At 44.5% G+C, this 26,582-nt stretch carries 32 protein-coding genes and 1 pseudogene; 31 read left to right on the forward strand and 2 right to left on the reverse strand.

Translation table 11 applies throughout. The features are described 5' to 3' along the window. Positions 1 to 89: 89 nt before the first annotated feature. Complete coding sequence (gene dnaA, locus AN618_RS08000) at positions 90 to 1,439, reverse strand: chromosomal replication initiator protein DnaA (protein WP_066353750.1); 1,350 nt, start codon at positions 1,437 to 1,439, stop codon at positions 90 to 92. 150 nt (positions 1,440 to 1,589) lie between these two features. Here dnaA and rpmH point away from each other — a divergent pair, with 150 nt between their 5' ends. From rpmH to AN618_RS08100, 21 genes and pseudogenes are all read left to right on the forward strand, one after another. After that, entirely contained in the window at positions 1,590 to 1,724 is a 135-nt protein-coding gene (gene rpmH, locus AN618_RS08005) for a 50S ribosomal protein L34 (RefSeq protein ID WP_066353751.1), read from the forward strand. A gap of 55 nt (positions 1,725 to 1,779) precedes the next feature. After that, on the forward strand, positions 1,780 to 2,130 hold the full coding sequence (gene rnpA, locus AN618_RS08010; protein ID WP_066353753.1) for a ribonuclease P protein component: 351 nt from the start codon (positions 1,780 to 1,782) through the stop codon (positions 2,128 to 2,130). Beyond that, a complete protein-coding gene (yidD, locus tag AN618_RS08015; protein WP_187694907.1) occupies positions 2,123 to 2,332 on the forward strand; it encodes a membrane protein insertion efficiency factor YidD in 210 nt (69 codons plus the stop codon). Before rnpA ends, yidD begins: the two co-directional genes overlap by 8 nt. Positions 2,333 to 2,364: 32 nt before the next feature. Further along, positions 2,365 to 2,994 (forward strand): YidC/Oxa1 family membrane protein insertase, encoded by a 630-nt coding sequence (locus AN618_RS08020; protein ID WP_066353754.1) that lies wholly within the window; start codon positions 2,365 to 2,367, stop codon positions 2,992 to 2,994. A 1-nt stretch (position 2,995) separates the two neighbouring features. Continuing rightward, positions 2,996 to 3,628: an RNA-binding cell elongation regulator Jag/EloR gene (gene jag, locus AN618_RS08025; RefSeq protein ID WP_066353755.1), complete on the forward strand. Its 633-nt coding sequence runs from the start codon at positions 2,996 to 2,998 to the stop codon at positions 3,626 to 3,628. Between the two features lie 34 nt (positions 3,629 to 3,662). After that, positions 3,663 to 5,048 (forward strand): tRNA uridine-5-carboxymethylaminomethyl(34) synthesis GTPase MnmE, encoded by a 1,386-nt coding sequence (mnmE, locus tag AN618_RS08030; RefSeq protein WP_066353757.1) that lies wholly within the window; start codon positions 3,663 to 3,665, stop codon positions 5,046 to 5,048. A gap of 11 nt (positions 5,049 to 5,059) precedes the next feature. Next, on the forward strand, positions 5,060 to 6,949 hold the full coding sequence (gene mnmG, locus AN618_RS08035; RefSeq protein WP_066353758.1) for a tRNA uridine-5-carboxymethylaminomethyl(34) synthesis enzyme MnmG: 1,890 nt from the start codon (positions 5,060 to 5,062) through the stop codon (positions 6,947 to 6,949). Further along, a complete protein-coding gene (gene rsmG / locus AN618_RS08040; protein WP_066353759.1) occupies positions 6,939 to 7,661 on the forward strand; it encodes a 16S rRNA (guanine(527)-N(7))-methyltransferase RsmG in 723 nt (240 codons plus the stop codon). Before mnmG ends, rsmG begins: the two co-directional genes overlap by 11 nt. Before the next feature lie 79 nt (positions 7,662 to 7,740). Next, positions 7,741 to 8,544 (forward strand): nucleoid occlusion protein, encoded by an 804-nt coding sequence (gene noc, locus AN618_RS08045; protein WP_222926426.1) that lies wholly within the window; start codon positions 7,741 to 7,743, stop codon positions 8,542 to 8,544. A gap of 124 nt (positions 8,545 to 8,668) precedes the next feature. Next, a complete protein-coding gene (locus tag AN618_RS08050; RefSeq protein WP_066353763.1) occupies positions 8,669 to 9,430 on the forward strand; it encodes a ParA family protein in 762 nt (253 codons plus the stop codon). Next, the gene (locus AN618_RS08055) at positions 9,423 to 10,274 is read left to right on the forward strand and encodes a ParB/RepB/Spo0J family partition protein (protein ID WP_083515131.1); all 852 of its coding nucleotides are present in this window, start codon (positions 9,423 to 9,425) and stop codon (positions 10,272 to 10,274) included. The genes AN618_RS08050 and AN618_RS08055 overlap by 8 nt, the downstream gene beginning before the upstream one ends. Before the next feature lie 110 nt (positions 10,275 to 10,384). Beyond that, positions 10,385 to 10,549 (forward strand): annotated as a pseudogene (locus tag AN618_RS13725) (methyl-accepting chemotaxis protein); the annotation flags it as partial. 306 nt (positions 10,550 to 10,855) lie between these two features. After that, positions 10,856 to 12,187 (forward strand): RNA-guided endonuclease IscB, encoded by a 1,332-nt coding sequence (iscB, locus tag AN618_RS08060; protein WP_066353765.1) that lies wholly within the window; start codon positions 10,856 to 10,858, stop codon positions 12,185 to 12,187. A gap of 321 nt (positions 12,188 to 12,508) precedes the next feature. Further along, positions 12,509 to 13,936 carry a [FeFe] hydrogenase H-cluster radical SAM maturase HydG gene (gene hydG, locus AN618_RS08065; protein WP_066353766.1) on the forward strand — a complete coding sequence of 476 codons (1,428 nt, stop codon included), beginning with the start codon at positions 12,509 to 12,511 and terminating at the stop codon, positions 13,934 to 13,936. Positions 13,937 to 14,261: 325 nt separating this feature from the next. Beyond that, positions 14,262 to 15,407 carry an aminotransferase class V-fold PLP-dependent enzyme gene (locus AN618_RS08070; RefSeq protein WP_066353799.1) on the forward strand — a complete coding sequence of 382 codons (1,146 nt, stop codon included), beginning with the start codon at positions 14,262 to 14,264 and terminating at the stop codon, positions 15,405 to 15,407. 31 nt (positions 15,408 to 15,438) lie between these two features. Beyond that, complete coding sequence (locus tag AN618_RS08075; protein ID WP_066353768.1) at positions 15,439 to 16,134, forward strand: DUF554 domain-containing protein; 696 nt, start codon at positions 15,439 to 15,441, stop codon at positions 16,132 to 16,134. An 18-nt stretch (positions 16,135 to 16,152) separates the two neighbouring features. After that, positions 16,153 to 16,695, forward strand: a complete 543-nt coding sequence (locus AN618_RS08080; RefSeq protein WP_066353769.1) for a DUF4446 family protein — start codon at positions 16,153 to 16,155, stop codon at positions 16,693 to 16,695. A gap of 46 nt (positions 16,696 to 16,741) precedes the next feature. Next, entirely contained in the window at positions 16,742 to 17,650 is a 909-nt protein-coding gene (locus tag AN618_RS08085; RefSeq protein WP_245628455.1) for a M23 family metallopeptidase, read from the forward strand. A gap of 13 nt (positions 17,651 to 17,663) precedes the next feature. Beyond that, the gene (locus AN618_RS08090; protein ID WP_066353771.1) at positions 17,664 to 18,038 is read left to right on the forward strand and encodes a bactofilin family protein; all 375 of its coding nucleotides are present in this window, start codon (positions 17,664 to 17,666) and stop codon (positions 18,036 to 18,038) included. Next, a complete protein-coding gene (locus tag AN618_RS08095; RefSeq protein WP_066353772.1) occupies positions 18,035 to 18,904 on the forward strand; it encodes a diacylglycerol/lipid kinase family protein in 870 nt (289 codons plus the stop codon). The genes AN618_RS08090 and AN618_RS08095 overlap by 4 nt, the downstream gene beginning before the upstream one ends. After that, positions 18,892 to 19,242, forward strand: coding sequence for a YkuS family protein (locus tag AN618_RS08100; RefSeq protein WP_066353773.1), 351 nt, complete (start codon positions 18,892 to 18,894; stop codon positions 19,240 to 19,242). The genes AN618_RS08095 and AN618_RS08100 overlap by 13 nt, the downstream gene beginning before the upstream one ends. A 25-nt stretch (positions 19,243 to 19,267) precedes the next feature. Here AN618_RS08100 and yyaC read toward each other — a convergent pair whose 3' ends face one another. Next, entirely contained in the window at positions 19,268 to 19,837 is a 570-nt protein-coding gene (yyaC, locus tag AN618_RS08105; protein ID WP_066353774.1) for a spore protease YyaC, read from the reverse strand. Between the two features lie 122 nt (positions 19,838 to 19,959). Between yyaC and AN618_RS08110 the strand changes: the two genes are divergently transcribed. The 10 genes from AN618_RS08110 to AN618_RS08155 form a co-directional block, all read left to right on the forward strand. Next, complete coding sequence (locus AN618_RS08110; protein ID WP_066353775.1) at positions 19,960 to 20,532, forward strand: CvpA family protein; 573 nt, start codon at positions 19,960 to 19,962, stop codon at positions 20,530 to 20,532. 13 nt (positions 20,533 to 20,545) lie between these two features. Further along, positions 20,546 to 21,145 (forward strand): sulfurtransferase-like selenium metabolism protein YedF, encoded by a 600-nt coding sequence (gene yedF / locus AN618_RS08115; protein ID WP_066353776.1) that lies wholly within the window; start codon positions 20,546 to 20,548, stop codon positions 21,143 to 21,145. A 19-nt stretch (positions 21,146 to 21,164) separates the two neighbouring features. Next, entirely contained in the window at positions 21,165 to 22,013 is an 849-nt protein-coding gene (locus AN618_RS08120; RefSeq protein ID WP_066353779.1) for a mechanosensitive ion channel family protein, read from the forward strand. A gap of 26 nt (positions 22,014 to 22,039) precedes the next feature. After that, on the forward strand, positions 22,040 to 22,225 hold the full coding sequence (locus AN618_RS08125) for a DUF951 family protein (protein ID WP_066353801.1): 186 nt from the start codon (positions 22,040 to 22,042) through the stop codon (positions 22,223 to 22,225). Positions 22,226 to 22,293: 68 nt separating this feature from the next. Further along, positions 22,294 to 22,581, forward strand: coding sequence for a 30S ribosomal protein S6 (gene rpsF / locus AN618_RS08130; protein ID WP_066353781.1), 288 nt, complete (start codon positions 22,294 to 22,296; stop codon positions 22,579 to 22,581). 13 nt (positions 22,582 to 22,594) lie between these two features. Then, positions 22,595 to 23,029, forward strand: coding sequence for a single-stranded DNA-binding protein (locus AN618_RS08135; RefSeq protein WP_066353783.1), 435 nt, complete (start codon positions 22,595 to 22,597; stop codon positions 23,027 to 23,029). A gap of 18 nt (positions 23,030 to 23,047) precedes the next feature. Then, positions 23,048 to 23,272: a 30S ribosomal protein S18 gene (gene rpsR / locus AN618_RS08140; protein ID WP_066353785.1), complete on the forward strand. Its 225-nt coding sequence runs from the start codon at positions 23,048 to 23,050 to the stop codon at positions 23,270 to 23,272. Positions 23,273 to 23,316: 44 nt separating this feature from the next. Continuing rightward, positions 23,317 to 24,258, forward strand: a complete 942-nt coding sequence (locus AN618_RS08145; protein WP_066353786.1) for a YybS family protein — start codon at positions 23,317 to 23,319, stop codon at positions 24,256 to 24,258. A gap of 16 nt (positions 24,259 to 24,274) precedes the next feature. Beyond that, positions 24,275 to 25,942 (forward strand): DHH family phosphoesterase, encoded by a 1,668-nt coding sequence (locus tag AN618_RS08150; protein WP_066353787.1) that lies wholly within the window; start codon positions 24,275 to 24,277, stop codon positions 25,940 to 25,942. An 84-nt stretch (positions 25,943 to 26,026) separates the two neighbouring features. Beyond that, positions 26,027 to 26,582 (forward strand): IS110 family transposase (locus tag AN618_RS08155; RefSeq protein WP_157081675.1); only part of this gene is annotated, 556 nt, incomplete at its 3' end.

Here is a 26,582-nt window from a genome sequence, read left to right on the forward strand (position 1 = left end):
CCACTTAGTGCACATAATAAAATTGTGCTTAGTAATTTGTCCACACATTTCCACATGTTATCAATATAATATCAATAAGTTTTTCCACATCAGCCGCTTAGAATTTTCTTTTTAAGGTTTTCTATAAGCGATGCAAACTGAGGGTCTTTCTGTATGTCCCTGGATATTTTTTCACAGGCGTGTATTACCGTGGTATGGTCGCGTCCGCCGAATTCTTCTCCTATCTTGGGGAGCGAAAAATCGGTCAATTCCCGGCACAAATACATAGCGACCTGTCTTGCATAAGCGATTTCCTTAGTCCTCTTTTTTGACTTAAAGTCCTCGATTTTAACGGAAAAGTAGTTCCCCACAACCTGAAGTATATCCATTACCGAAACCGATTTAGGCTTGCTGTTGGGCAAAATGTCTTTTAACACGTGTTCGGCCAGTGCGAGGTCTATGGGTTTGTTGGTAAGAGAAGAAAAGGCCACTATGCGAATCAATGCGCCTTCTAATTCCCTGATGTTGGTTTCGATTTTGGTGGCAATGAAATTGATCACTTCGTCGGGTACAGTGAGTTTTTCCATCATGGCTTTTTTCCTAAGAATTGCGATTCTGGTTTCGAAATCCGGCGGCTGTATGTCGGTTATGAGCCCCCACTCGAAACGGGAACGCAGTCGTTCTTCCAAAGTTGGAATCTCTTTAGGAGGCCGGTCGCTCGATATTATTATCTGCTTGTTCGCCTCGTAGAGGGCGTTGAATGTGTGGAAAAATTCCTCTTGAGTCCTTTCTTTGCCGGCTATAAATTGAATATCGTCTATTAAAAGCACGTCGATATTCCTGTATTTGTTTCTGAATTCCACATTTTTGTCGTCGCGGATGGAGTTTATCAATTCATTAGTAAATTTTTCCGAAGAGACGTACATGACTTTACTTGAAGGATTGTGCTCCAAAATGTAATGGCCTATGGCGTGCATAAGGTGGGTCTTACCGAGCCCCACCCCTCCGTATATAAAAAGGGGATTATATGCTTTGGCTGGTGCTTGAGCTACGGCCAAAGAAGCGGCGTGGGCAAAACGGTTGCTGTTTCCAACGACGAAAGTGTCGAAAGTGTATTTGGAATTCAGGTTGCACTGAATTTCTTCGTTGTAATTCTTGGTATCCTTTTCGATCGCATCTACGGTGGAGGCCTGCTCGGAGCCGGAGGAACTATCGATTTTAAAGAAAATACTGACATTACGGTTCAAGATTGAACTCAATATGTCCTTCAGGAGGTTTGAGTATCTTTTCTCCAGAACTTCCTTCAAAAAATCGTTAGGGACCTCTACTATGGCGATGTCATCTTCTATTCCAAGGAGTTTTGTGGGTTTCAAGAAGGTGTTGAAGGAGACGTCGTTGTTAAGTTCGCTGCTCAGAACCTTGAGTACCTGCTGCCAAAGGTCGGGAAGGTTGTGGGTCATAAAAAAACCTCCTCAAAAGAAAAAAGAACTAGAAGCTAATAAAATGATAACAAAATACGACATTACATTCAATAAGAAACATATTTTCTTGACAATTATTAATATTATCGGCTATAATCTACTTAGTTTTCAGCCTGAGGGGGTGAAGTGATGAAACAGACGTACCAGCCAAATAAAAGACACAGGAAAAAGGTTCACGGTTTTAGAAAGAGAATGAGCACGAAAAGTGGAAGGAACGTAATCAGAAGAAGAAGGTTAAAGGGAAGGAAGAGGTTAACAGCTTAAGGGCCGCAAAGAAGAAAAAGCGGCCTTATTCCAGATTTTCGGAGGAAAAGGAAATTTGAACAAGCGCTTAAGATTAACTAAAAATTTCGAATTTATGTCAGTCTACAAAAAGGGAAGGCGTGCGGGATGCCCTCTTTTTACCATGTACGCAAAAGAAAATGATTTGGGGTATACGAGATTAGGAGTTTCCGTTAGCAAGAAGATTGGAAAAAGCGTAGCGAGAAACAAGGTAAAAAGAAGGATAAAGGAAGCTTTCAGGACGAGTTACGATGAAGTAAAAAGAGGTTTCGATGTGGTGATATCGGTCAAGGAAGAGGTTAAAAACGCAGATTACCACGAAATAAAAAGGCAGATGATCAATTTATTAAAAAAATTAAACCTCTGGGCTGGGAACGAAAGTGATTAAAAAAATTATCATTTCCTCAATTGTATTTTATCAAAAAGTGATATCGCCTTTGAAGCCAAAAAGCTGTAGATTTTATCCTTCCTGTTCTGAATACGCGAAACTTTCTATTGAAAAATACGGAGTGCTGGTGGGAGGAATAAAGGCTTTTAAACGTATAATTAAATGCCACCCCTTCCATCCCGGCGGTTACGATCCTGTTTAATCAGTCATAAATTTAAAAGGGGGAGCGCATGAATGGCTTTTTTGCAGAACATAATGAAACAGATGCTGGATTTTATATTCATTTATACGAAGAACTACGGCGTCGCCATAATAGTGCTTACGGCTTTAATAAAGTTGATATTACTGCCCTTCAGCTTTCAGCAATTTAACTCGATTAAAAAAATGCAAGAAATAGCTCCGTTGCAGAAGAAGATTCAGGAAAAATATAAAAACGATAAAGAAAAACTGAATAAAGAACTAATGAAACTTTATCAGGAACATAAAGTAAATCCCATGGGCGGATGCCTGCCTCTTCTTATACAATTTCCGTTCATTATTGCACTATTTCAGCTGTTGCAGAGTTACAATTTCGGGAATACCGGTTTCCTCTGGATAAAAGATCTGGGTGCGCCGGATACCACCTTCATTTTGCCGATTCTGGCGGCAGTTACGACCTACGTTTCTTCAAGAATAGGGATGCCACAGGGAGCTGACAGCCAGCAAAGCACTATGAATATAGTGATGTCGGCTTTTATAGGTTGGATGGCGACGAAGTTTCCGTCGGGCCTTGCGCTGTACTGGGTTGTGAGCAACCTTTTGCAGATATTGCAGCAGGTTTTGATAATGCGCTCCCCAGCCTCTGCGAAGGAGGAGGCAAAATGATATGAAAACCGTGGAAAAACTGGGCAAGACGGTGGAAGAAGCGGTTGAGCTGGCGTTAAAAGAACTGAAAGCAAAAAGGGAAGAAGTGGAAGTAGAGGTTCTGGACGAAGGAAGCAGGGGACTTTTCGGTTTGCTTTCGAGGATGGCTAAAGTAAGGGTTACTCTGAAGAAAAAGCCGGAGGAAAAGGCATTAGAATTTTTGAGAGGACTTTTTAATATTTTAAAAATCGCACCGGATATTAATATGGTATACGAAGAGGACGGCCTGTGCAAAATAGAGATGAAAGGGAAAGATCTGGGAATTATCATTGGCAAGCGGGGGGCTACTTTAAATGCTCTGCAGTTTTTGACATCGCTGGTGGCAAACAAAGAAAGCGGGGAATACCAGAGGATAGTGCTGGATGTTGAAGGTTACAGGAAAAAGAGGGAAAAGGTATTAAGGGAATTGGCCTTAAAGGTAGCGAAAAAAGTTAAGGAAACGAAAAAGAGCATAGCCTTAGAACCGATGCCCCCATCGGAGAGAAAAATTATCCACAGCACGCTTCAAAACGACAGTCGAGTAAAGACTCACAGCGAGGGAGAAGAACCTTATCGGAGAGTCATAGTTTCGCTAAAGTATCCTCCTGTCAGATGACAGGAGGATATGTTGTAGTCGGGGGAGATAATTAATGGATTATGAAAAGGATACCATCGCCGCTATTTCCACCCCTTTGGGAGAGGGCGGAATAGGGATAATAAGGATAAGTGGGGACGATGCTTTCCGCATAGCGGACAAAATATTCGTTCCGAGAAAGATAAAGCCAGGTGAGATGAAGCCCAGGACTCTGTACCTGGGAGACATTATCGACCCGGAAACCAAAGATACGATTGACGAGGTACTTGTTGTAAAATACAAAGCTCCGCATACCTACACAAGGGAAGATATGGTGGAAATAAACAGCCACGGAGGGTTTACCGTACAAAGCAGAATTCTGGAAGTGGTTTTGTCTTGCGGGGCTAGAATGGCACAGCCCGGTGAATTTACGAAAAGGGCCTTTTTAAACGGAAGGATAGACCTTTCCCAAGCTGAAGCGGTAATTGACGTGATTCGCGCTAAAACCGAAAGAGCTTTAAAAGTAGCTATGGACCAGCTAAGAGGGGGTTTATCAAACCGGATAGGTGAATTGCGGCAGGATTTAATAAAAGTACTTGCTCATATAGAGGCCAGTATAGATTTTCCCGAAGATGATATACCTGGTTTGGATTCAGCAACGATTGCAATGGAAGTAAAGGATTTGAGAGAGAAACTGGAAGAAATTTTAAGAAAATCGAAAGCCGGGAAGATAGTGAGGGAAGGATTATCAACGGTGATTTTGGGGAGGCCTAATGTGGGCAAATCTTCGCTTTTGAATTCTCTTTTGCGGGAAAAAAGAGCGATAGTTACGGACATTCCCGGCACGACGAGAGACATTATCGAAGAGTATATAAACATAAAAGGAATTCCGGTAAAAATCATCGATACTGCAGGAATAAGAGAGACCCTGGATGAGGTTGAAAAAATAGGAGTAAAAAAAGCTCTGGAATACCTTGAAAAAGCAGAACTTGTGCTCCTGATGTTTGATGCATCCGAGGAGTTAAAAAAAGAAGATCTGGATATTGTCGAACTTGTCAAGGATAAATTTGTAATATTGGTGGTTAACAAGGTGGACCTGCCGGAAAAGATAGACATGGAGAAATTGGAAAAAACTTTTCCGGAGAGGAAGATAATAAGGATATCTGCCCTTAAGGAAGAAGGGATTGAGGAGTTAAAAGAAGCCATATTCCAGGCGGTGACAAAAGAGATAGGTTCTTTGGATGAAGGGGTTATGGTTACCAGGGCAAGACACAGCCAGGCCATACAAAAAGCCGTGGATGCTCTGAAAAGGGCTGAAGGGGCTTTAAAGGAATCAATTCCCATGGAAGTAGTTGCTATGGAAGTGAGGGAAGCCTTAGAGTTTTTGGGAGAAATAACAGGAGACAACGTAGGTGAAGATGTGATTAAGGCTATATTTGAAAATTTCTGCATCGGAAAATGAGGGTGGTGAGCATGGAGTACACTGCGGGCTATTACGATGTTGCCGTTGTCGGAGCTGGCCACGCCGGATGCGAAGCTGCACTGGCCGCTGCCAGGTTAGGATTGAAAACTGTCGTGTTTTCGTTAAACCTGGACAGCATAGCCATGATGCCTTGCAACCCTTCTATAGGAGGGCCTGCTAAAGGTCACCTGGTGAGAGAAATAGATGCCTTGGGCGGGGAGATGGCCAAAAACATCGATAAAACGCTGATTCAGATGAGGCTGCTGAACACGAAAAAGGGGCCTGCGGTGAGGGCTTTAAGGGCGCAGGCTGATAAGAAAGCTTATCAATTTTCCATGAAGCACACTTTAGAAAGACAAAAGAACCTCGATATAGTTCAGGCTGAAGTGACAAAAATCCTGGTTGAAGGCACCAGGGTTAAGGGCGTGGTTACGAAGACGGGCGGTATATTTTACGCAAAGGCCGTTATATTGACAACAGGTGTGTATTTGAGGGGAAGGATTGTGATCGGGGATGTGAGCTACAGCGGTGGACCTAACGGACTTTTCCCGGCGAACGAACTTTCGAAATGTTTGGAGGACCTCGGATTCGAATTGGGGAGGTTTAAGACTGGGACACCCCCTAGGATTCACAGAGATTCCGTTGATTTTTCAAAAATGATTGAACAGCCGGGCGATGAAGTTATAATACCTTTTTCGTATGAGACGGAACGGATTGAAAGGCCTCAGGTTTCATGCTGGCTCACTTATACCAACGAAAAAACGCACGAAATAATCAGAAAGAACTTACACAGAGCGCCGCTTTACACAGGACAGATAACCGGTGTGGGTCCCCGTTATTGTCCGAGTATTGAAGTGAAAATAGTAAATTTCCCCGAAAAAGAATCCCATCAGGTTTTCGTAGAGCCGGAAGGGCTGAACACTTGTGAGATGTACCTGCAGGGAGTTTCAACCAGCCTCCCCGAAGATGTTCAGCTAGAAATTTTGAAGACGATAAAGGGACTTGAGAATGTTAAAATGATGCGCCCGGGATACGCCATAGAATACGATTACGTTGTGCCAACGCAGTTAAAGCTCACTCTGGAGACAAAGGAAATCGAAGGGCTATACATGGCAGGGCAGATAAACGGGACTTCCGGTTATGAAGAGGCGGCGGCCCAAGGATTGGTGGCGGGTATCAATGCGGCATTGAAAATAAAAGAAAAAGAGCCGCTCATATTGAAGAGGTCCGATGCATATATAGGAGTGTTGATAGATGACCTCGTGACTAAAGGGACTGATGAACCTTACAGGATGCTGACATCGCGAGCCGAATACAGGCTTTTGTTGAGGCACGATAATGCCGATATGAGATTGACGGATATAGGTTACAAAGTGGGTTTGATAAGCGACGAGAGATATCAAAAGTTCCTTATAAAAAAGAGAATGATTGAAGAGGAGATCGAAAGATTGAGATCCACCAAAGTAACGCCGACTTTTGAAGTGAATTCGGCGTTGGAAGAAATAGGTTCGTCACCTCTGACGACACCAGCGACTCTGGAAGACCTTTTGAAGCGCCCGGAGATAAATTATGAGTTATTAAAAGTGTTAGACAGAGAAAGACCCGAACTACCTGAAGAAGTGATAGAACAGGTTGAGATAATGATAGCCTATGATGGATATATAAAGAGGCAATTGAAGCAGGTGGAGAACTTTAAAAAGATGGAAAACAAAAAAATACCGGACGACATAGATTACGATAAGATATACGGTCTCAGAACTGAAGCAAAGGAAAAATTGAAAAAGATAAGACCTGAATCTATCGGACAGGCGTCAAGGATTTCGGGAGTCAATCCTGCGGATATTACCATTTTGTTGATATATCTGGAAACCGAACGAAAGAGGCGGAAGGATGAAAAATAACTTTGAAGAAAAATTGATAGAACTGGCTAAGAAAATTGATATTGAAATTGAAGAACATGATGCTGTTTTATACGGACTTTATAAAAAAGAAATTGAAAAATGGAGCAAAAAGGTCAACCTGACTTCTATAAGAGAAGACGAGGAATTTATAGTAAAGCACATTATAGATTCGTTAATGTTATTAAAAAAAATAGAAATTCCGTTTGGAGCGAGGATTATCGACGTCGGGACGGGTGCAGGATTTCCCGGAATTCCGATAAAGATTTTGAGAAAAGACATAAATGTATATTTAATGGATTCCAACAAAAAAAAGGCGGATTTTCTGGAAAATGCGATAAAAAACCTGGGATTAAAGGAAACATACGTTCTATATGGTCGGGCCGAGAATTTCGGGAAAAACCCGGAATACAGGGAGAGTTTCGATTTTGCCGTGGCAAGGGCTGTATCGGCTTTAAATGTAATTTTGGAGTTGTGCTTACCTTTTGTGAGAATTGGAGGTTTTTTTGTGGCATTAAAAGGTAAAGAACCGGAAAAAGAAATCGAGCAGGCACGAGGTGCGGTTGAAATTTTGGGTGGAAAGATTAAAGATGTAATTTATTACGAACTGCCGGGAGAAATTCAAAGAAGTATGGTAATTGTGGAAAAGATGAGAAAAACACCGGAGAAATACCCGAGACGGGAAGGGATACCCGAAAAAAAACCTCTTTCATGAAATAATTTCCAAAGAAAGAAGGAGTTTGAAAAAGTTGTATAGAATATTACACTAAAAAACCATGAGGCGGTGGTTACCTGTGTGGGGGGGAAAGAAAAGCGAAATTATTAACATCCCTGTCGATGCCATAAAGCCGAATCCGTATCAGCCGAGAAAAAATTTCGACGATGAATCTTTAAAGGAACTTACGGATTCGATAAGGATTTACGGAGTGCTGCAGCCCATAGTGGTAAGAAGAATGGGGAAAAACGAGTACGAATTGATCGCCGGTGAGAGAAGGTGGAGGGCATGCCAGCAAGCGGGGTTAAAAGAAATCCCCGCCATCGTGCGGGATGTCAGAGAAACCGAATCAGCTATAATGGCATTGATTGAAAATTTGCAGCGGGAAAACTTGAATTTTATAGAAGAGGCGGAAGGTTATCGGCAACTGATGGACGAGCACGGACTTACGCAGGAGCAGCTGGCGGAAAGGTTGGGCAAAAGCCAGTCAACCATAGCCAATAAGATAAGGATTTTAAAGATGCCGGAGGATATTTTAAAAATTATTTCCCAGGAAAATTTGACCGAAAGGCACGCGCGGGCCTTGCTGAAGCTGCCGGAAGAAAGCCTTCAAAGAGAAGTGCTGAAAAAAGTGGTAGAAAAAAGATTAAACGTAAGACAGACCGAAGAACTGGTGGAAAAAACTCTACAGAGACTGGAAGCCCGAGAGGATAGCTCACGGCGAAAGCGGACATTGAAGGTTGCCATAAAAGATATAAGAATTTTTATTAACTCTGTTAAAAAACTGGTGAGCAATATAAAAGAAACTGGATATAAAGCCGAATATAAGGAGTATGACAGGGGTGATTACATAGAAGTGGTGGTTCAGATCCCTAAGAGGTGATGAACCATTTTTTTATACCAAAAAGAAGGAAAAAGAGGCGGAAAAAAGAAATGTTTAAATAAGGTGAACTTGCTTTGGAAATCATCAGAGAAGTATACGGATAAAAATTTGCGGGAGTGATATGATGGCAAAGATAATCGCTATTGCCAATCAAAAAGGCGGTGTAGGAAAAACAACCACTGCTGTAAACCTGGCAGCATGCATTGCGTCTTTCGGAAAAAAAGTTCTGCTTGTGGATATAGATCCCCAGGGAAATGCCACTAGCGGAATCGGAGTTGACAAAAACACTACGGAAAAATCAATTTACAACGTCCTTATTGACGAAGAGAGTATAAATAATAACATAATAAAGACAAAATACGAAAACCTTTTCCTCCTTCCTTCCAATATTCAGCTGGCCGGCGCAGAGATCGAACTGGTGATGGTGATATCGAGAGAATACAAGCTGAAAAATGCCCTTGATGAAGTAAAAGAAGAATTCGATTATATTTTTATCGATTGTCCTCCTTCGCTAGGACTACTCACGTTAAACGCATTGACAGCGGCGGATACGGTTTTGGTTCCCATACAGTGTGAGTATTACGCTTTAGAAGGTTTAGGGCAGCTGATGAATACGATAGGATTGGTAAAAAAACACCTGAATAAAGCACTGGAAGTCGAAGGAGTACTGCTCACTATGTTCGATGCAAGGACAAACCTTTCCATCCAGGTAGTTGAAGAAGTAAAAAAATATTTTAAGGATAAAGTTTACAGAACAATAATTCCGAGAAATGTGAGATTGAGCGAGGCTCCGAGCCACGGAAAGCCCATAATAGTTTACGATTCAAAGTCAAAAGGAGCGGAAGTTTATATGGAACTTGCCAAGGAGGTGCTGGGAATTGACTAAAAAAGGTCTCGGAAAAGGTTTGGGAGCTCTAATTCCGATGATAGAAGAAAAAGATGAAAAAAACATACAGGAAATTGACATAGATGAAATTAAACCGAACGAAAGGCAGCCACGAAAAGCATTTGATGAAGAAAAGATAAAAGAGCTGGCTTCATCAATAAAAGAACACGGCGTTCTTCAGCCAGTAATTCTGCGAAAGATAAAAAGCGGATACGAACTGGTTGCTGGAGAGAGGCGCTGGAGAGCTGCCAAGCTGGCGGGAGTTAAAAAAATTCCGGCGGTGGTAAAGAACCTGACGGATGCAGAAGTAATGCAAATTGCATTAATAGAAAACTTGCAAAGAGAAGACCTAACGCCGTTGGAAGAAGCGATGGCATATAAAAGGTTGATGGAAGAATTCGGAATGACTCAGGAGGAACTGGCATCTAGAATCGGGAAAAGCCGCTCACAGATTGCCAATACGGTGAGGCTTTTAAATCTTGAAGCCGAAATCCAGGAGATGATAAACCAGGGGAAAATAACGGCAGGCCACGCCCGGGCACTTTTATCGGTGGAAGACCCTAAAGAAAGGATAAAAATAGCAAAAAAGATTGCTGAAGAAAACATTTCGGTAAGGGAGACGGAAGAGTTAACAAAAACATTATCATTAAAATCCGGGAAGAGAGCGAAAAAAAATCAGGAAGAGGAAATAAATCCAGCGCTAATACATGTAACAGAGCAACTCCAGAGAGCTTTGGGCACTAAGGTGAGAATTAAGGGCAGCGAAAGAAGGGGAAAAATAGAAATTGATTTTTATTCTGAAGATGACCTAGAAAGGATATTAGAAGTAATAGTAGGTTGTTAGATTTTTAAAAGTGAGTGTTTCACGTGAAACATTCTATTCCGTTTTTGGAGGGGAAATTTTTATGATAAGCGTAGGAATCGTGGGAGCGGGTAAAGGGGGTACGGCTATTTGCGGTCCAAACCAATCTCCTCGGCCTGAACGCGGCTATAGAGGCTGCGAGGGCCGGCGACTATGGAAGGGGATTTTCCGTGGTGGCGGGAGAAGTCAGAAAGATGTCCACCGATAGCGCAAAAGCAGCCGAACAGATAGGGGAGATTTTAAGCAACATAGAAAAATCTGTAGGTCAACTACCACCCGTCTGTAGAGGCGGTGGCTTGCAAAAGCCATAGTTGACCAGCCTAAGGAACTGACTCGAAGGACAAGGGGATGATGTTCCTACGTTATCCCTGTCAGGGCACTCTGGGGTGCGTCCCAAGCTCCAGACACTGCCGTGCAGGCTTAAACAGTCCTGAGTGGTAGGGACAGTGGCCTGCACACAACAAGCAGGGATAACATTGGCGATGGGAGATGCAGACATAGTCCAGTCTGCACGTCACCCAGTAGGGTTTTAACCCGCTGGAGAAAGGAGGAAAACTTCAAAAATGGTGTTTGTACTGAACAAAGACAAAACTCTTCTGGCACCATGTCACGAAGCTGTAGCAAGAAGATTGCTTAAACAAGGAAAAGCAGTAGTTTCTAAAATCTATCCTTTCACTATAAGACTTAAAGAACAGAAAGATACATCAACGTTCAGACCAAATTACAGACTCAAAATAGACTATGGGAGCAGACACACAGGAATTGTTATATTGAAGAACGATTGCGAAGTGGTTTTTATGATGCAGATACATCACAGAACAGATGTGAAAGAAAACATGGACAGGAGACGTGCATTTCGACGCAGCAGAAGAAATAGAAAAACAAGATACAGAAAGCCAAGGTTTTTGAATAGGAAGAAAAATGAAAGCTGGCTGCCACCTATATTACAAAGTAGAGTAGAAAATATCAAAACATGGGTAAGAAGACTTTGTGAGTTATGTCCTATTACTGCAATTTCCTATGAAAATACTAAATTTGATACACAAAAGCTGAGAAATCCAGAAATTTCAGGCATAGAATATCAGCAGGGGACCCTGCAAGGATACGAAGTAAGAGAATATCTTCTTGAAAAATTCGGCAGGAAATGTGTTTATTGTGGTGCTACAAACGTTCCACTTGAAATTGAACACGTTATTCCAAAGTCAAGGGGTGGAACAGACAGGATAGATAATCTTGTTATAGCTTGCCATGAGTGCAATCAGAAGAAAGGGAATAAAACAGCAGAAGAATTTGGATACCCTGAAATCCAGAAGCTTGTCAAAGAATCGCTAAAGGACTGTGCGATAGTTAACGCTACCAGATGGAGAATATACGAGGTTTTGATAGAAACCGGTCTGCCAGTAGAATGTGGAAGTGGTGCGTTGACAAAAATGAACAGAATGAAGTTAGGATTACCTAAGGACCACCATTTTGATGCTGTATGTGTAGGGCATTCAACTCCCGATAGGATTTGGTTTAGAACTAGAACGATATTGCACGTAATAGCAAAAGGTAGAGGGACAAGACAAATTGCTAATGTAGATAAAAATGGTTTTTCACGTGGGTATAGAGCAAGACAGAAACTATTCTATGGTTTTCAGACAGGCGATATGGTAAAGGCAGTTGTTCCAAAAGGCAAGTATAAAGGAACATGGATAGGAACAATAGCGTGCAGGAAGAATGGATATTTTGATATAAAGGACAAGACTGGGGAAAGAATTGCTCAGGGTATATCTCATAAATACTGCAAAATAATTCGGCGGTTTGATGGGTATTGCTATGAATTAGAGCAAACAAAAATTAACGGCACATTTCCTCTCCAACCTGCAGAGGTTGGAGAGGAAATGTGCCAGTAGCGCGATAAACGGGATACTGGAGACCAGCTAGGTTGCTGGCAGATTGGCCGCGCTGAAATGATTCAAATTCTTATTGATTTTTCAAGTCAAAAATAATATAATTTTTTGCTGAAAAGAATGTAATATACCGTAAGCAGCCCTGACGCAAGGGGAGTCCTGAGCGAAGGGGGGAAGGCGCAAAAAGGGAGTGCTTATTTTTCGCTGCTTTTCCTCCGGGAAAAGCTTTTTTATTTTCCTATTTCCACCGAGAAATTTACGGTTACGGTGGAATTTTTAAAAGATAAAACTCGTGATGATTTTCACTAAAAGGGAGAGGATATTATGTATATCAACAAAAATGGGAATTTAGAAGACCTTAAAGCCAATTTTATTGACGACGAAGCCATCCGTCTTGCTTTGGAAGCTGGAAAAAAAGCTTCGAAAGAGGACGTAAGGGAAATCCTTCAAAAGGCCAGAGAAGCAAAAGGCCTCGATATCGAGGACGTTGCAAAGCTATTATTTTGCGAGGACGAAGAACTCCTGGAAGAAATGTATGCTGTGGCGAAAGAATTGAAAGAGAAGATTTACGGAAAAAGGATAGTGATATTTGCCCCCCTTTACTATAGCGATTACTGCGTAAACAACTGCCGCTACTGCGGCTACCGAAGGGACAACAAGATTTCTCGTCGGAGGCTGACGATGGAAGAAGTAAGGCGGGAAGTGGAGATTTTGGAGGAAATGGGACATAAAAGGCTGGCCCTCGAAGCCGGCGAGGACCCCGTCAACTGTCCCATCGAGTACACGCTCGAAGTGATAAAGACCGTATACGACACGCGGTTGAAAAACGGGAGCATCCGCAGGGTAAACATAAACATTGCCGCGACGACGGTAGAAAACTATAGAAAATTAAAGGATGCCGGAATAGGCACCTACGTCCTTTTCCAGGAGACTTACCATCGGCCCACGTATAAATTTATGCATCCTTCAGGTCCGAAGAGCGATTACGATTATCACACGACGGCCATGGACCGGGCTATGGCGGGAGGTATCGACGATGTCGGGCTTGGGGTTTTGTTCGGCCTTTATGACTACAAATACGAGGTGCTCGCCCTGCTTCAACATGCAAAACACCTGGATGAGACCTATGGAGTAGGTCCCCATACCATATCCTTCCCCAGGATTAAGCCGGCGTTCGGCGTTGACGTAAAAGAATTTCCACACCTTGTGTCCGACGGTGAATTCAAGAAAATAGTTGCAATAATGCGCCTTGCGGTCCCGTATACCGGCATGATACTTTCCACCAGGGAACGCCCGGAATTCAGGGAGGAAGTTATTTCCGTGGGGATATCACAGATAAGCGCGGGGTCGTGTACAGGTGTTGGCGGATACTATGAAGAAATAGCGAGAAAGGAGAGGAAAACCTGCACTCAATTTCAGGTTGAGGATCACCGCACCCCCAATGAAGTCCTGCTTTCCCTCTGCGAAAGGGGTTATCTTCCCAGTTACTGCACGGCCTGCTACCGCAGGGGGCGCACCGGCGACAGGTTCATGGAGCTTGCAAAATCGGGAAACATACAGAACTTTTGCCAGCCAAATGCCATACTCACATTCAAAGAATTCATCATGGACTACGCTGACCCGAAACTTAAAGAGATAGGAGAAAAGGTAATAGAAAAAAGCCTTGATGACATTCCCAACCCGACTATAAGGGAAAGAACGGTGGAAAGGCTAAAGAGAATAGAAAAAGGAGAAAGGGACCTTTTCTTTTAAAGGGAGGCAGCTATGTCGAAACATTTGAACGATAATGATGTCAAAGAGGACTTTGCCAACATCATAAAGAAAGTCGAATTAGGACAGGACCTCACTATAAAAGAAGTGGAGCGCCGCGAACAATAGTTTGCAAAGATACCGCATGACGCCGAAAGAATCACAACCGCAATGGCCACCGTATCCCCAGACGGACAAAGAAGGGGCTTGCTTTCTGGAGCATAGAAAAAAGCGGTTTAAATTTTTAAAAGGATATCTGCGAAAGTGCTTTTCGCAGATTCTTTTTTATGATAAAGTAATTATTGATTTTAAAAAAGAGGTGCTGCCGATGGCGTATTTCGATAATGCAGCTACTTCATGGCCGAAGCCTGAAGAAGTTTATAAGACGGTGGAAAACGTGATGAGAAATTTCGGGGGGAATCCGGGCAGGAGCGGCCACAAAAAGGCCTTGGAAGCGGCAAGACTCATATATGAGGCAAGAGAAGTAATCGCAGAATTCTTGAATGCCGAAAGCCCCACCAACATCGTGTTTACGATGAACGCCACCGACGCCCTGAATATCGCTATAAAAGGGGTCCTTCGCCCCGGAGACCACGTTATAACCAGTTCCATGGAGCACAACTCGGTGGCAAGACCCATATACGCCCTGACTAAATGCGGGGTAGAATGGGACATAGTAAAATGCGCGAGTGATGGAACATTGGACCCCGAAGACGTTTTAAAGGCTATAAAGCCCAACACCCGCCTCATCGCCATGACCCATGCCTCTAATGTGACGGGAACCGTGATGCCCGTCGAGGAAATCGGTAAGATTGCTCGAGAAAGGGAGATCGTATTTCTGGTCGATGCGGCTCAGTCCATAGGTGTTCTTGATATAGACGTGAAAAAACTCAATATAGACCTCCTGGCCTTTCCGGGGCACAAAGGCCTTTACGGCCCCCAGGGCACCGGTGGGCTGTACGTCAGGGAAGGGATTAAGCTGACGCCGTTAAAGCAGGGGGGTACGGGTAGTTTTTCGGAAGAACTCATGCAGCCCGATATACTTCCCGACTTGCTGGAGGCCGGAACTCTTAACACTCCCGGGATTGCTGGGCTTGCAGAGGGGGTAAGGTTTTTGAAAAAGATGGGGCTTTCCCGCATCCGCACTCACGAGGAAATGCTTGCCCGGAGGTTTTTGGAAGGCCTCGAGAAAATCGAGGGCATAACCGTTTACGGCTGCCCGAAACAAAGAAGCGAAGTAGCGGTGATTTCCCTGAACTTAAAAAATCTGGATTCATCCGAGCTTGCCTTCTTGCTGGACAGCAGATACGACATTCAGGTGAGGCCGGGACTCCACTGCAGCCCGCTGGCGCACAAGACCATTGGCACCATCGAAAGGGGGACCGTAAGGTTCAGTTTTTCGATATTCAACACGATTGAGGAGGTTGAAAAGGCTCTTTCTGCGCTGGAAGAGATTTCTAGTGAAATCGGGTAAGTTTTAATCCGCGAAAGGAGGATAACGCAATTTGTTTGGCACGATAGTAAACTCGGTAGCCATCATAGCAGGTGCCCTGATGGGGAATCTCCTAAAAGGCCGCTTTTCCGAAAACATCAGCACCACTCTCATGCAGGGCCTAAGCCTTGTGGTGATGCTGATAGGACTATCGATGGCTTTAAAAACGGAAAATCTCCTCATCGTGACCCTCAGCATCGTTAGCGGCGCGATTCTGGGCGAGATTATGAGAATTGAGGAAAGGTTGAACCGGCTTGGAGAAACGCTCGAAAAACGCTTCGGCAGCGGCGACGGAGATTTTACCAAAGCTTTTGTATCTGCCAGCCTGATTTACTGCGTCGGGGCCATGGCCATTATGGGGGCCATCGAAAGCGGTCTTACGGGGAATCACAGCATATTGCTGGTGAAGTCTATATTGGACGGCGTGTCCGCAGTGGTTTTTTCGTCCACTTTGGGTATAGGGGTGGCTTTTTCGGCGGTGACGGTCTTCCTTTATCAGGGTAGCATAGCTTTGGCGGCTGGGTTTATAAAGTCATACCTTACCGATGCCATAATTGCGGAAATGACGGCAGCCGGCGGGCTTTTAATTTTTGGAATAGGAATCAATATGCTGGAGGGGAAATCCCGGGTAAAGGTCGGCAATCTGCTGCCTGCCGTTTTTACCGCCATTGTCTTTACGATGCTGTTTTCAAAGTTTCCGAAGTTGTAAAAGTTGGAGGAATCTTATATGGCGCTAAATTTTACCAATTTATTGCATGGCTTTTTTGAGGCAAACCTGGACAAGGTTTTAATGTTGCTGACTGTAATCTCGCTTTTAAGTCTTATTGTCTTCATAGCCATAAATGTCAAGCTGAACAGAATTGCGAAAAATTATGCCGCCCTTATGAAAGGAGCCGAAGGCAAAAATTTGGAAGAAATGCTGATCGAATATTTCCAAAGCGTAAAACAGGCGATGTCAGAGGTGGCGGCCGTCAAGGAACGGGTTAATATTCTGGAAAAGGACATGCTTTTTGCGGTCCAGAAGGTACATATAAAAAAATACAATGCCTTTGCAGATATGGGCGGCAATCTGAGTTTTTCGATGGCCCTGCTGAACGGTGAAAACAGCGGGGTCATTATCACGGGTATTTACGGCAGGGAAGAGAGCCGTGTGTATTTGAAACCGGTCGTAAATGGAGACTCAACCTGTGTGCTGAGCCCGGAAGAAAAAGAAGTTCTCGAAAAAGCGAAGACAAAAGCAGGATTTTGGGACTCAAAGAGCGAATTTTAAGTTTTCGAAAACCCTGGCAGCAACCTGAAAGGGGGGCGGGAAATAGGTGAGAAGCGGCAAGAAAAAGCTTGTCACATTTATGATAATACCTCATTCTGAGAAATCAATTTATTCCATTTCGCTTTCCTATTCATTTTTAAAGGCTTTAAAGTACATAGCCGCCGCATCTGCCTTTTCACTGGTGGCAGCGGGCATTTATTTTTTCGCATCTTACAGCGAACTTAAGGCAAAAAATGAGGAATTGTCGTCAAAGGTGCAAAGGTACGCGGAAGTACAGGCGAGACTAAATTATTACGAAGAAAAAACAAAAAGCATGGAACAAAAGGTAAAGGAAATGGAAATGCTGGATGCCAGCTTGAGGCAACTTTTGAAGGACGACCCCTTTTTGAAGGACAAGCTCAACAAGACGAGTTCGAGAAGTTTGCCGTCTGAACTTGCCAGCAGAAGCGGTGTGGATAGAGAAGCGGCGTTAGAAAGGCTGGAGGACCTGGAACTAAAGCTCGAAGAACGAGAAAGGAGCATGAAGGAACTGATTTCGGCCATAGAACAGAGAATTTTAAGACTTGCTGCGACGCCTTCGATATGGCCTGTACAAGGGAGTATTACTTCACATTTTGGCTACAGGCGCTCTCCTTTTGGGAAAAGCATGGAGTTTCATGATGGGATAGACATTGCGGCTCCTTACGGCAGCGAGGTTAGAGCCGCGGCGGATGGACGGGTTATCTTTTCCGGGTACAAATCGGGCTACGGTTACATGGTGGAAATTAATCACGGCTACGGGCATGTAACGGCTTACGGCCACCTTTCAAAAATATTGGTGAGGGAAGGGCAGTACGTTAAGAAAGGTCAGACAATAGGAAGGGTGGGAAGTAGCGGCAGAAGTACAGGTCCCCATGTTCATTATATGGTAAAGGTGAACGGCTCTCTTGTAGACCCGGATGAATATTTAGACTAATGAGGAGGTTAGCATGTTTGGACGAAAAAATGAAGAGATAAAGATAAACCCTGAGGCGGTAGATACCCTTATAGGTAAAGGGACGGAAATCAAGGGCACAATCAGAGCTACCGGAGTTCTTCGAATAGAAGGCAGGATAGAAGGGGAACTGGAAAGTACCGGCGATATAATTATCGCCGAGACCGGTGTGGTAAACGCCCAGCTGAAAGCAAGAAATGCTGTAATTGCAGGGGAAGTCAATGGAAATGTTTTTCTTTCGGGGAAACTGGAGATTAAATCTTCCGGCAGGGTATTGGGGGATTTAAAGGTAGAAGGCTTAACCGTTGAAGACGGCGCCTTTTTCGAAGGCAGGTGTGAAATGAATAGGACCAAGGAGGTTGAGAGTTGAAAGCTTTTTTTGTAGTAAATCCGACTGCCGGAAAGAAAAGGGCTTTGACAATTTGGAACCGCTTGAAAACATTAATAGACATTCCCTATGAATTTGCACTGACCAAAAGTCCCGGGCAGGCTACCGAGATTGCAAGAGAAGCGGTAAAAGCGGGTTACGGCAAAATTGTCGCTGTGGGCGGTGACGGCACCGTTCGGGAAGTTGTCCAGGCCCTTTCGCATAGCGAGGCCTGTTTGGGAGTAATTCCCGCAGGTACAGGCAACGATTTTATACGATCAGTGGGAATACCATCAGAACCCAAAAGAGCGCTGGAAATAATAAAAAACGGTAACGTTCGACGCATAGATTTATTGAGGGCGGGTGACAATTTTTTCGTAAACGTGGTGGGAGCCGGTTTGGATGCCGAAGTAGCCGATGCAGTCAATAAAAGTGTGAGGTTTTTTAATGGAACCCTAACTTACTTGGTACAGCTGATGAAAGTTTTAACGGTATATACTACCAGGGATGTAACCATAGAAATAGACGGCAAGACGGTAAAGCGAAGGGCATGGCTGGTTTCCGTGGGCAACGCCAGGTATTACGGCGGCGGCATGATGATATGTCCGGATGCTCTCGTAGACGACGGTTTTCTCGTTGTCTGCATAGTCAACGAGATAAGTAAAGCAGAACTTTTGAGGTTTTTACCCTGCGTGTTTTCGGGAAAACACAAAAATCACCCGGCTTACGAGGTCCTGAAAGGGAAAAAGGTAAAAATAAAATTTGCTCCTCCCGCCAAGGTTCACGCCGACGGAGATGTTATAGGCGTTACTCCTGTGGAGTTTTCGGTCGAGCCTGGAGCTTTGAAGGTATTGACGTGGAAAGCATAATTCTGCCAGCTTCCGAGAAAAATAGAATCGGAGGTGGCAGGATGACCCGGGTAATAGCAGTGGAAGATGGTCTTGAGGATCTGAGCGAATATTTAACAGCGCGGGGGTTTATAGCCATGCCGTGGAGCAAGGTGAACGGCCCCGTGGATGCCGTAATTTACAGAGGGAAAAAACTGAAAGAAATAACCGCCATGCCTTTCGCCGCTTTGACGGAGCAAACGGCGGAAGAACTCTATTCCAGAAACTCTTTCGGAGTATTGCTCGTAAATGCCGAAGGCAGGACGCGGGAAGAAATATACGAGATAATAAAAAACAGGATTTATGATCATTTTATCTAAAAAAAAGCTGCCAGAAGGCAGCTTTTTAAGTGAAAAACTGCTTCATTCCCAGAGCTATTCCTTCGGAAATTACCTTTGCCATCTTCATTACCAAAAACAAGCGGGTATTTTGCAAAACAAAGAATTCCATAAATCCTCCTACGTTGACGACCCCGGTGATGTGGAGTTGACCTACCTCAGGCAAATTCTTGTTGACTCCCGCTCCCGGTTTAATAGGTCCTCTTCCAATCTTTACCGTTCCCACATTTTCAGAGCGGCCCAAAGACGCGTCCACGGCGACTATGTAAGGTTCTTTGAAACTATAAAGTTCCTGAAGTATATTCTCGAGATTGCCGGCGTGGACCGGTTCGGCGAGACAACCCTTCACCTGGGCGTGGAGAAAGTTTTTTTCCTTGAGCATGTTTCCTACCAAAGGGCCGAGGGAATCTCCGGTAGAGCGGTCGGTGCCTATGCAGAGAAACACTATCGGCGAAGGGGGACAATAAGTTTCGGATAGAAGGGTGGCAAATCCGTGAGCGATAGCTTCTACAGCATTGGGATTGTCTATATGAACCCTTATGCCGTAGGGTCTCAATGCCTGGGGGTCTAAAAGCATATTTTTCCTCCTGAAAACCTTTTTTAACATTATATGTAATTTTTTTGGGTAGTATGCATCGACAACTTGAAATAAAATTAAAGAGAGGTCTTTTATTTTCTGAAAGAAAGGGGGAATCAGGTATGAATTGGCTGGACATACTGCTACTTCTCATTTTCTTAAAAAGCGCGATAGAAGGTTTCACCAGGGGGTTTGTTCTTTCGGCATTCAGAATACTGGGCGTTTTAACGGCTCTTTATGTGGGCCTTTTTTACAGGGATACGGCGGCGAACTTTATAAAAGGCAATGTAAACGTCAACGAAGCACTCAAGCCAGTGCTTAACATGACAGGTTCCCGAGCAAATCCGGGAGCCCTTCCTGCGGGGCCGGCCATCGATTCGCTCGTCCAAATGGCATTGTCAGCGATAAGCTTTCTCATAATTTTTCTTGCAGTCCAGCTTCTTTTTGCCGTGCTGGGATTTTTCGTAAATGGGATGTTCAGATTTTCCGGGCTTTCCTTACCGAATCGCATATTGGGGTTTTTGCTGGGACTTTTATCCACTTCCTTGTGGGTTGTGCTGATAAATTCCGTTATCACTCCTTTCGTAATGGCGTGGCCGGGAAGCGTTCTTGAAAGAGGTATATCCGGTTCGTATATCCTTCAAAAATTGAAGTTTCTGGATTTTATAACTCCTGTTGTGATAAAATTGATATAGAGGAGGGAGAAAAATGGCAATAGAGGTGGACTGCAGAGGGAAAAAATGTCCCGAGCCGATTATCATGACGAAAAAAGCCTTAGATTCAATTGAATGTGGAAAAGTCATGGCTGTTGTAGACAACGAAGTTGCCCGGGACAACATCATTAAATTGGCGAAGCACAATGGATACAATTACTTTTATGAAGAAAAAGAAGGGGAGTACCGCATATACATTGAGAAGAATCCCGGGGAGAAAAAAACGGATGAAAAGGAAAAGGAAAAGGTTGAAAAAAGAGCCTACTCATACGTGATTCTAATTACCGGCGATACTCTAGGTAGAGGTTCAGAAGAGCTAGGAAAACTTCTCATGAGAAACTATATTTATACTTTGAAGGATATCGAGCATTTGCCGGAGTGCATAATGTTTTTAAATAAAGGAGTGTACCTCACCACCAAAGGATCGGAAGTTCTGGAAACCTTAAAGCAACTGGAATCTAAGGGAGTGGAGGTGCTTTCCTGCGGCACCTGCCTTGACTACTACGGATTGAAGGAAGAGCTGGCCGTAGGGAGCATCACCAATATGTACGCGATAGCGGAAAAGCTCTCCGAATTCAGAGCTGTCGTACTGTAATTAGGGGGATACTTCCGCTATGAATTTCCAGAACGTAATGGACGTAATTTCCGAGTTTCCGGAAGTTTATAGGTACATTGTCAAAGTCCTTTTTATTCTGATTTCGGCGACACTAGTCATAAAAGTAGGTGCCGGGGTCATAGACCGTGTTTTTGCGGTGCGATTCAAAAGGATGCCTGTAGACGAAAGCAGGATGAGAACCCTGGCGGGACTTTTAAAAAGCATCCTAAGATACACCGTTTATTTTATAGCCATAGTGGTAATGCTGGAGACTTTTGGCGTTAAAACATCGTCCATCATAGCCGCTGCGGGTATAGGGGGCCTTGCCATTGGATTTGGCGCTCAGAGCCTTGTCAAAGACGTTATTTCCGGCTTTTTCATAATCTTTGAAGATTATTTTCAAATAGGCGACTACGTGGAGACGGCAGGGGTCTCCGGCATAGTGGAGGAGATGGGGCTTCGGACGACAAAGCTTCGGGACTTTGGCGGTCAGCTCCATATAATACCCAACGGAGAAATCACCCGGGTTACCAACCATTCGAGAGGCAACCTCCGAGCTATGGTGAACGTGAGAGTATCCTATGAAGAGGACCTGGATAGGGTAATAAAAGTCCTCGAGGAAGTGGCCGAAGAAATACGCCAAAAAAGGGACGACATAGTGGAAGGCCCCACCGTTCTCGGCGTCAGCGACTTTGGTCCCAGCGAAGCTGTTATTACTATATGGGCCAGGACTTTGCCCATGCAGCAATGGAGCGTTGAAAGGGAATTGAGAAAAGCGATAAAGGAAAGGTTCGACAGGGAGGGAATAGAGATTCCCTATCCCAGGATGGTCGTTGTCGATAAAAAAAGTAAGGAGGCGAAAGATTGAAGTTCCATATCGGCGACGTGGTAGAAATGAAGAAAAAACATCCTTGCGGCAGCTTTGAATGGGAAATCTGGAGGATGGGAGCCGATTTCGGGATAAAATGCCTAGGCTGCGGGCGTAAAGTCATGATACCAAGGTCCAAGTTCGAAAAGAGCGTGAAAAAGATAGTAAAATGCATACAGCCGGAAGACCTTGAAAAACCCGCTGATAAATGATATAATACGCAAGAAGCATCTCTGCTCTAGATAAAAATCTAGGGCCATAAGTCCGAGGAGGTGAAAAGATGAGGGAATACGAAACCATGTACATCCTCGACCCCGGGCTTGACGAGGAGGCCATTAACGGCCTGGTGGACAAGTTCAAGGCTCTCGTCGAGGAAAGAGGGGGAGAGGTGAAGGAAATCGACCGGTGGGGGAAAAGAAAACTGGCTTATCCCATCAAACACCAGAAAGAAGGCTACTACGTGGTGATGAATTTCGCGACCGATGCGGAAACGGCAAGAGAGATGGAGAGGGTTTTCAGGATAACCCCCGCTGTGCTCAGGCATATCGTCATCCGCAAGGATAAATAAAGGGGTGAAAACCTTGAATAAAGTTATTTTGATTGGGAGATTGACAAAGGATCCCGAATTGCGGTTCACCCCTGCCAACGGAGTTGCGGTGACAACTTTTACCCTCGCCGTTGATAGGCCTTTCTTGAACCAGAAGGGAGAAAGGGAGACGGACTTTATCCCGGTGGTAGTATGGAGGAAACTGGCAGAAACCTGCGCCAACAACCTCAAGAAAGGCCGCCTGGTGGGTGTGTCGGGCAGGCTTCAGGTGAGGTCCTACGACACTCCCGGAGGGCAGCGGCGATACGTCACCGAAGTGGTCGCCGATGAGGTGCAGTTTCTGGACAGGCCGAAAGCGATGGAACAGGATCCCGGTTTGGGTGATAACAACGAGGGAATCGGAGATATAGATTTCGATTTCAATTTTGACGATGAAAGTCTGAACGAAGGGGACGACGTACCTTTTTAGGGAAAGGGAGGGAAAAAGTTGAAATCCAAGAAGAACAAGAAGAAAAAGGTCTGCAGCTTTTGTGTGGATAAGATAGACTACGTCGACTACAAGGATGTGGCAAGGCTCAAGAAATTTATAACCGAGCGGGCCAAAATCCTGCCCCGGCGCATAACCGGCAATTGCGCAAGACACCAAAGACAACTTACGGTTGCCATAAAGAGAGCTCGCAACATGGCACTTTTGCCTTTTACGACCGAATAGGGAGGGGTAAACCCTCTCTTTTTTGTAGAAGTGAGGAGGAAAAGATGCACCGCTTTAGTACGAAGGCCATTGTTGAAGGGGCACTGCTTTCGGCTATAACCGTAATACTGAGCTTCTTTTCAATGTACGTGCCGGGGGTGGGCCTTTTAGCGGACCTGGTGCTGCCCGTGCCGGTGATAATCCTCGGAATGAAGCACGGACTTAAAATTAGTTTGCTTTCGGTGGTGGTTTCGGGAGCGGTGATTGCCGCGTTTTCCGGACCCATCAGGGCCGTAACCGGAGTTTTAAGTTTCGGCCTGGTAGGAATGGGTATGGGCTGGGCCTTAAAAAGGAAATACTCGCCCTTTAAAGTTTTCGCCGTAGGAGCCGCAGCTTCATTGGTATCGAACATAGCCCTTTTCCTGCTTTCGCTGGCGATAATGGGCATTAACCCCTTTTTGCAGGAGATAGAAATATACAGGGAAAGCCTTAACTCCGCAGCGGAGATATACAGCCGCATGGGCGTTAACCCCGAAACCGTAAAACCAGCCCTGGAGATGTACGGGAAAATATTGGACTTGATGCCGCTTCTGATACCGGCAATGTTGGTCCTGGCTTCGGTAAGCAGTTCATTTTTGAGCTTTCATATTTCAAAAATGATTCTGAGGCGTTTGGGCTACGGCATGGAGGATTTTCCCCCGTTTTGGCAGTGGAGGATGCCTTCCTATACTCTGTTTTTGTTCCTGCTGGGGCAAATATCCACCCTAATGGAAGCTTACTGGCCGGCGGGAATTTTAAAACAGGTCGGGCTTAACCTTCAGATGCTTTTTACCTTCGCATTTTTTATCCAGGGGCTTGCCGTTCTGGCTTTCTTCCTTGGAAAGTACAACGTTTCAAAAGTTTTGAGGGTTTTCATAGTTTTGTTTTTGTTCTCCAATCCCCTTATGGCCCAGTTGGTATTCCTGCTCGGAATGATAGATACGGTATTTAATTTCCGCAGATTGTGATGGCGGGGAAAGAGTTATGCAGACCCTATCCGACTTTATTAAAAAAAACAGCCTTCTTTTGGGAATCATAATCTTCCAGCTTCTTACAACAGCTGTAATAAGCCCCAAAACCGCTTTATGGCTTGGAGTCATTATTCTTTTGGTTTTAGCCGGCGCATACTTTTTCCATAAAAAGACATTGGAGCAGGAGATAGAAAAAGGCGAGGAGGCAAATAGGCAGCCTTTTGAATTCCCGGCAAAATCCGAACTGGCCATCATGTACATTCAGATAGATAATTACGACGAAGTTTTGGCAGCCACGCCGGAAGAAAACCGGCCGGAACTTCTGGCGAGAATAGACAAGGCCATAACCCAGTGGGTTCAAAGCTACGAAGGATTTATAAAAAAGTTTGACGATGACAAGTTTTTATCCGCGGTAACCGCAGAAAAATTCCGCCAGATAGAGGAAAATAAATTCAACATCCTCGAGAAAATAAAGGAGATAAAAACCTCCAATGCGCTGCCCGTAACTTTAAGCATAGGAGCGTCTTACGGAAAAGGCAGCCTTCTGGAACTGAACAGGACGGCACAAAACGCGCTGGAACTCTGTCTGGGCAGGGGAGGAGACCAGGCGGTAGTAAAGGCCGAAGGCAAAACGTATTTTTACGGCGGCAGGACGAAAGAGATGGAAAAATACACCCGCGTAAGGGCAAGGGTCATAGCCCATGCCCTTCGCGATTTGATAGAGGAAGCGGATAAGGTGCTGGTGCTGGGACATATATTCCTCGACATGGATGCCCTCGGCGCCGGTATCGGCATGGTAAAAGCTGCAAGGAGCCTGAAAAAAGAAGGGTATTTTGTCCTATCTCCGAATCAGGGCCACTCGGTAGAGACGCTTTTAAAGCTTTTGCAGGAAGACGATGAAACGCAAAGGTATTTTTTAGCCGAGAAAGATGCCTTAAAGGTCCAAACCAGAGATACTCTGGTGATCATCGTGGACACTCACAAGCCCTCCTTTTGTTATTCCCAGAAAATCTTACAGCTGGCTGAAAAGGTAGTTTTGATCGATCATCACCGGCGGGGAGAAGAGTTTATCGAAAAGGCCATGCTGGTTTATCTTGAGCCGTACGCGTCTTCTACCAGCGAGATGGTGACCGAAATGATCCAATATATGGGGGAAGAAATAAAGTTAAATCCGCGGGAAGCAACGGCCCTTTTGGCCGGTATATGTGTGGACACCAGAAACTTTGCGTTTAAAACCGGAGTCAGGACCTTTGATGCCGCTTCTTATTTGAGGAGGCACGGTGCGGATCCCACGCTTGTATTCAAACTGTTTCAGGAAGACATAGGAGAATTTCAAAACAGGGCGGAAGTGGTAGCGCGAATGCAGATTCTCCCCGGTCATATTGCCCTGTCTTATTACGATAAAAAATGCGAAAACCCCCGCCTGACCGCAGCCCATGCCGCTAACTCGCTCCTTGAGATAAAGGGTGTTTACGCCGCTTTTGTTCTGGTGCCCTTCGAGGATGGTGTGGCCATAAGCGGCAGGTCCCTGGGGGATATAAACGTCCAGAGAATTTTGGAAAAACTAGGTGGGGGAGGGCATTTGACCGTGGCCGGAGCACAGATTCCCAATGTAACGGTGGAAGAAGCGATGAAGCGATTAAAGGAGGCCATAGATGAATTTTTGAAAGCATTCCTGTAATAAATTGAAATAGCCTTTGCAAACTAAAAACCCTCCTGGTAAAAAAGTAATTGAAGACACCAATCAACCAGGAGGGTGAAAGACATGAACAAAATTGAAAAACTCCTTTTAGTCCATGGTTCAGATTTAATTTTTATCGGTATTGATGTAGCTAAGAAGAGCCACTACGCAAGAATCATAGACCACATCGGCCTCGAACCGGTAAAACCTTTCAAGTTTAATAATAGCAAAGATGGGTACTTTCGTCTAGTCTCAAAAATACTCGAAGCCAAAGAAAAATCGAAAGCGACAAGGGTAATAATAGGCCTTGAACCCAGCGGCCATTACTGGAAGCCCCTAACTTGGTTTCTAAAAGAACAGGGATATCAGGTAGTCCTGGTAAACCCATATCACGTAAAGAAAAGGAAAGAAGAGGAAGACAACAGCCCCACCAAAAACGACCGAAAGGACGCACTAATAATTGCAAAACTCGTAAAAGAGGGTAAGTTTCTAAACTGCCTCTTACCCGAAGGGATTTACGCAGACTTAAGGAACCTTTCGGTAGCAAGAAAGCAGCTAATAAACAAGCTCAACAGCGCAAAAAACAAGCTAATTTCTATCTTAGACGAATACTTCCCCGAATTCGAAGAAGTATTCAAGA

This window comes from Fervidicola ferrireducens (assembly GCF_001562425.1).
GTDB classification, from domain to species: domain Bacteria; phylum Bacillota; class Thermosediminibacteria; order Thermosediminibacterales; family Thermosediminibacteraceae; genus Fervidicola; species Fervidicola ferrireducens.